A 4,512-nucleotide genomic window follows, 5' to 3' on the forward strand; every position below is an offset into this window, starting at 1 on the left:
TCTGTCCGAGATGTCACTCAGCGGTGCACCAAGGGTTCTTCACCATCGACCCCGACACCCACCAGACCCACCGCACCCTGCGCACCCAACGCACCAGCCGCCGCGCCCGAGCTGGCTGACCGCTGGCGGACGACCGGGTCGTTCGCTCGGACGCTACGCCCGCACGTCGACGTCTCGCACCTATCGCGCCCGAGGATCAGACCTGGGACTGACGCTGGGACCGACGCCAGCGCCTAGGGTCGCCAGGGTGAGGACGGAGCAGGAACGACGCCCCTGGCGGCTGGGACCGCAGGCGGTGCAGTGGTTCGACGCCGCACTCGTCGTCGGGCTGCTCGGCCTCACGGCCGTGACCCTGCTCGTCGGGCAACCGCTGCACGTGACCGCGCTCAGCGCCCTGCAGGTGGCGCCCCTCGCGTGGCGACGCAGCAGACCCGCCACGACCTTCGCCCTCGTCTGGCTGTTCAGCGGCGTGCAGGCCCTCGTCTACGACTACCCCGCCATCGGACAGCTCGCCTACCCCGTCGCCCTGTACTCCCTCGCACGCTTCGGCCGCTCGCGCGACGCCCTCGTCGGGCTCGTGCTCAGCCTCGTCGCCACCGGCGTCGCCGCCTGGGTGTGGGTGATGGCCGGACGCTACGACGACCCGCCGCCCGGGGTCGTCCAGCCCGACCTCTCGCTCACGACCTTCCTGCCGTACACGCTCACCGTGGGTGCCATCGTCATCGCCGCGTGGGCGCTCGGCACGCAGGGCCGCATCCGACGCGCCTACGAGGACGCCCTGCTCGAACGCGGCGAACGGATGGCGGAGGAGGCCGAGCAGCGGACCCGGTCGGCCGCAGCCGAGGAGCGCACCCGCGTCGCCCGCGAGATGCACGACGTCGTCGCCCACGGCATCACCGGCATGATCGTCCAAGCCGACGGCGCGCGCTACGCCGCCGAGCACGACCCCGACGTCGCCGTCCGCACCCTCGAGACCGTCGCCTCGACCGGGCGCGAGGCGCTCACCGAGATGCGCCGCCTGCTCGGACTCCTGCGAGGAACCTCCGACCCGGAGCTGGTCCCCCAGCCGGGTCTGGCCGACCTACCCCGTCTCCTGGCCGCCGACGTCGAGGCGGGACGGGTGCGCGCCACCCTCCCCGACCCGGCGCCGGCCATGCCGGACGGCGTCGCGCTCACCGTCTTCCGCGTCGTGCAGGAGTCGCTCACCAACGTGCGCAAGCACGCCGGTGCCGGCGCCACCGCTGCCGTCGACGTCACGGTCGACGGTCCCGACGTGCTCGTCGAGGTGGTCGACGACGGGCACGGCGCCGCGCACACGTCGACGTCGGGCGGCCTCGGCCTGGTGGGCATGCGCGAGCGGGTGGCCGTGCACGGAGGCACGCTCGACGTGGGTCCGGCACCCGGCGGTGGGTGGCGGGTGCGTGCGAGGATCCCCCGGTGAGCGCCCCGATCCGCGTGCTGCTCGTGGACGACCAGCAGATGGTGCGTGCCGGCTTCCGGATGCTCGTCGACAGCCAGCCGGACCTCGAGGTGGTCGGCGAGGCGGGCGACGGTCAGGCCGCCCTCGACCTGCTCACGCAGGTCACGGCCGACGTCGTCCTCATGGACGTGCGCATGCCGGTGCTCGACGGCGTCGAGGCGACCCGCCGCATCCTGCACGGGGACGCGCCACCCCGGGTCATCGTGCTCACGACCTTCGACCTCGACGAGTACGCGTTCGCCGCGCTGCAGGCCGGTGCGTCGGCGTTCCTGCTGAAGGACGCCGCCCCGCCCGACCTGCTGGCCGCGATCCGCGCCGTGCAGGCGGGCGACGCCGTCGTCGCCCCGTCGACCACCCGCCGCCTGCTGGACCACTTCGTGCAGCCGTCCGGGTCGCGCGCCGTGGTGAGCGGGACGACCGCCCGCCGCCTCGCCGACGTCACCGACCGCGAGCGCGAGGTGCTCTCGCTCATCGCCCGCGGCCTCACCAACCCCGAGATCGCCGGCTCGCTGTTCCTGTCGGAGGCGACGGTCAAGACCCACGTCGGACGCCTGCTCGCCAAGACCGACTCCCGCGACCGCGTCCAGCTCGTGCTCCTCGCCCTGGAGGCGGGACTGGGCTAGTCAGGAGGCGGGATCGGAGCTAGGCGGTCAGTCCTGCCAGCTCCTCCTCGAGGCGGAGGATCTCCTCCGCGACCTTCGCGCGTTCCTGCCCCGCGGACCGACGGAGCTGGAGGTCGACGACGGCCAGCACCTGGAGCTCGTCGAGCTGGAGGAGGTCCTCCAGCGCGGTCCTCGCCGCGTTCACCGAAGGAGCGTCGTGCACGACCTCGGCGACCTCCAGCCACCGACCGAGCGCGACCTCCACACCACGCAGGATGTGCACCTGGTCGCGGAGGCACTCGAGTCGCTCGGCGCGCTCCTCAGCCGGGTCGGGACGGCGGCGCAGGAACCTCATCCAGCCTCCTCCTCAGGCATCGTCCGAGGCTAGCGCAGCCGCCGCCGTCAGACCCAGGGATGACGTCAGGACCATCCCGCGCTCCGACGACCGGAGGGGGTCCGGATCCCTAGCGTCGTCGTCATGACGACCACCACCCACGCACCGATCGCGACTCACGGTCGACGGCGTCGACCTCACGCGGCTCGACGACGACCGGCTCACGCGCTTTCGCCGCGACCACCTCGGCTTCGTGTTCCAGGCGTTCAACCTGCTGCCGATGCTGACGGCCCGCCAGAACATCCTGCTGCCGCTCGAGCTCGCGGGCCGCCGGGTCGACGCGAACGTGTGCGACGACCTCGACACCGTCGTGTCCGTCCTCGGGCTCGGCGACCGGCTCGGGCACCGGCCCAGCGAGCTGTCCGGCGGCCAGCAGCAGCGGGTGGCCATCGCCCGCGCGCTCGTCAGCCAGGCGTCGATCGTCTTCGCCGACGAGCCGACCGGGAACCTCGACAGCGCCGCGTCGGCGGAAGTGCTGGCCTACCTGCGCCGCTCCGTGCGCGAGCTCGGCCGCACCGTCGTGATGGTCACGCACGAGATCGACGCCGCCGCCTACGCCGACGACGTCGTCGTGCTCGCCGACGGCCGCATCCGCTCGCACCTCGTGAGCCCGTCGCGCGCCGAGCTGGTCTCCGTCCTCGCCGGCAGCAGCCACCGGGACGCGTCGTGAGGACCGTGCTGCGCGCGTCGCTGCGCACCCACACCCGCCGGTACGTCGCCGCGTTCGTGGCCGTCATGGTCGCCGTCGGCTTCGTCATCGCCACCAACGCCGTCGGCTCGGCCGCGAAGTCGGGCCTGTCGGGCGAGGTCGAGCGCGCGTACCGCGGTGCCGACCTCGTCGTCGGCCAGGACGGCGGGCTCGACCGCAGCCAGGTGGCACCGGTCGAGCGCGCCGCGGCGGACCAGGGGGCCACCGCGGACGTCGTGGGCTCGGCGTTCACCACCGTCACCCGCGACGGGACGTCGCTCGGCCAGGACACGTCGGTGTCGACCGTCAGCCTCGAGCCCGAGCTGCGCCGCCAGACGATCGTGTCGGGACAGGCGCCCGCGGCCGACGGCCAGGCGCTCGTCGACCAGCGCACCGCGCAGGCGGACCGCATCCGAGTCGGCGACCGGCTCGTCATCGGGACGGACGGCGACCGGCGCACCGTGACCGTCGTCGGCGTCGCGAAGGCGACCAGCTACCTGTCGGCCGACGTGTACGTGCCGTGGTCGACGCTGTCGGCGCTGCCCGACGCGCTGGCCGACGCCGTCGTCGTCGACGCCTCGGGCGACCCGGCCGCCACGGCCGCGGCGCTCGCCCGTGTCACCGACGAGCCCGTCCGCACGCAGGGGGAGTACGTCGACGCCCGCGTGGTGGCGCTGAACCAGGGCTTCGACGCCATCGGCATCCTGCTCCTGCTGTTCGCGACGGTGGCCGGCTTCGTGGCCGTGCTCGTCATCGCCAACACGTTCACCATCCTGTTCGCCCAGCGCACGCGCGACCTCGCGCTGCTGCGCTGCGTGGGCGCGACCCGCCGGCAGGTGCTGCGCTCGGTGCGGGTCGAGTCCGTCGCGGTCGCGCTGCTCGCGTCGGCGCTCGGCGTCGTTGCCGGGGTCGGCGCAGGCTACGGCATCGTCGCCGCGGTGCGTGTCCTCAGCGACGCCAGCACGTTGGGCGCGGTCGCGCTGTCGCCCCTGTGGGTCGGGGGCGCCTTCGTCGGCGGGGTCGTGGTGACCGTGGCCGCGGCCTGGCTGCCCACCCGGCGCGTCGTGCGCGTGAGTCCGCTCGCGGCGCTCCGTCCCCACGACGCCGACGTGCTCAGCCGCGCCGGCGCCGCCCGGGTCGGTGTCGGCGTCGCCATGGTCGCCGCCGGAGCCGCAGCCCTCGCGGTCGCGGTGAGGACGTCGACGCTGCCGCCGCTGCTGGTCGGCGGCATGGTGACCTTCACGGGCGTGCTGCTGCTCGGGCCGGTCCTGGTCCCGGCGCTCCTGCGGCTGGCCGGACGCCTGCTCGGCGGGACCGGGCTGGCCACCCGGCTGGCGGCCGCCAACGC

4 protein-coding genes and 1 pseudogene are annotated in these 4,512 nt (G+C 74.2%); 4 read left to right on the forward strand and 1 reads right to left on the reverse strand.

What is annotated here, in order from left to right:
- Positions 1 to 247 precede the first annotated feature (247 nt).
- Positions 248 to 1,441 (forward strand): sensor histidine kinase, encoded by a 1,194-nt coding sequence (locus tag A6Q79_RS06650; protein WP_286690585.1) that lies wholly within the window; start codon positions 248 to 250, stop codon positions 1,439 to 1,441.
- Positions 1,438 to 2,103 carry a response regulator transcription factor gene (locus A6Q79_RS06655; RefSeq protein WP_286690586.1) on the forward strand — a complete coding sequence of 222 codons (666 nt, stop codon included), beginning with the start codon at positions 1,438 to 1,440 and terminating at the stop codon, positions 2,101 to 2,103. The genes A6Q79_RS06650 and A6Q79_RS06655 overlap by 4 nt, the downstream gene beginning before the upstream one ends.
- A gap of 19 nt (positions 2,104 to 2,122) precedes the next feature.
- Here the strand turns inward: A6Q79_RS06655 and A6Q79_RS06660 are convergent, their stop codons facing one another.
- Positions 2,123 to 2,437 carry a hypothetical protein gene (locus A6Q79_RS06660; RefSeq protein WP_286690587.1) on the reverse strand — a complete coding sequence of 105 codons (315 nt, stop codon included), beginning with the start codon at positions 2,435 to 2,437 and terminating at the stop codon, positions 2,123 to 2,125.
- A 154-nt stretch (positions 2,438 to 2,591) separates the two neighbouring features.
- Between A6Q79_RS06660 and A6Q79_RS06665 the strand changes: the two are divergent.
- Together A6Q79_RS06665 and A6Q79_RS06670 are read left to right on the forward strand one after the other, a co-directional pair.
- Positions 2,592 to 3,146: pseudogene (locus tag A6Q79_RS06665) on the forward strand (ABC transporter ATP-binding protein); the annotation flags it as partial.
- Positions 3,143 to 4,512, forward strand: a 1,370-nt coding sequence (locus A6Q79_RS06670) for an ABC transporter permease (protein ID WP_317697245.1), incomplete at its 3' end; no start/stop codon positions are given. The pseudogene A6Q79_RS06665 and the gene A6Q79_RS06670, both read left to right, overlap by 4 nt.

The sequence above is a fragment of the Aeromicrobium sp. REDSEA-S32_B7 genome (assembly GCF_001626145.1).
Taxonomy (GTDB): domain Bacteria; phylum Actinomycetota; class Actinomycetes; order Propionibacteriales; family Nocardioidaceae; genus Aeromicrobium; species Aeromicrobium erythreum.

Coding starts and splice junctions, on each gene's coding strand:
- A6Q79_RS06660 (WP_286690587.1), bottom strand. CDS start 2,437: ATGAGGTTCCTGCGCCGCCGTCCCGACCCGGCTGAGGAGCGCGCCGAG.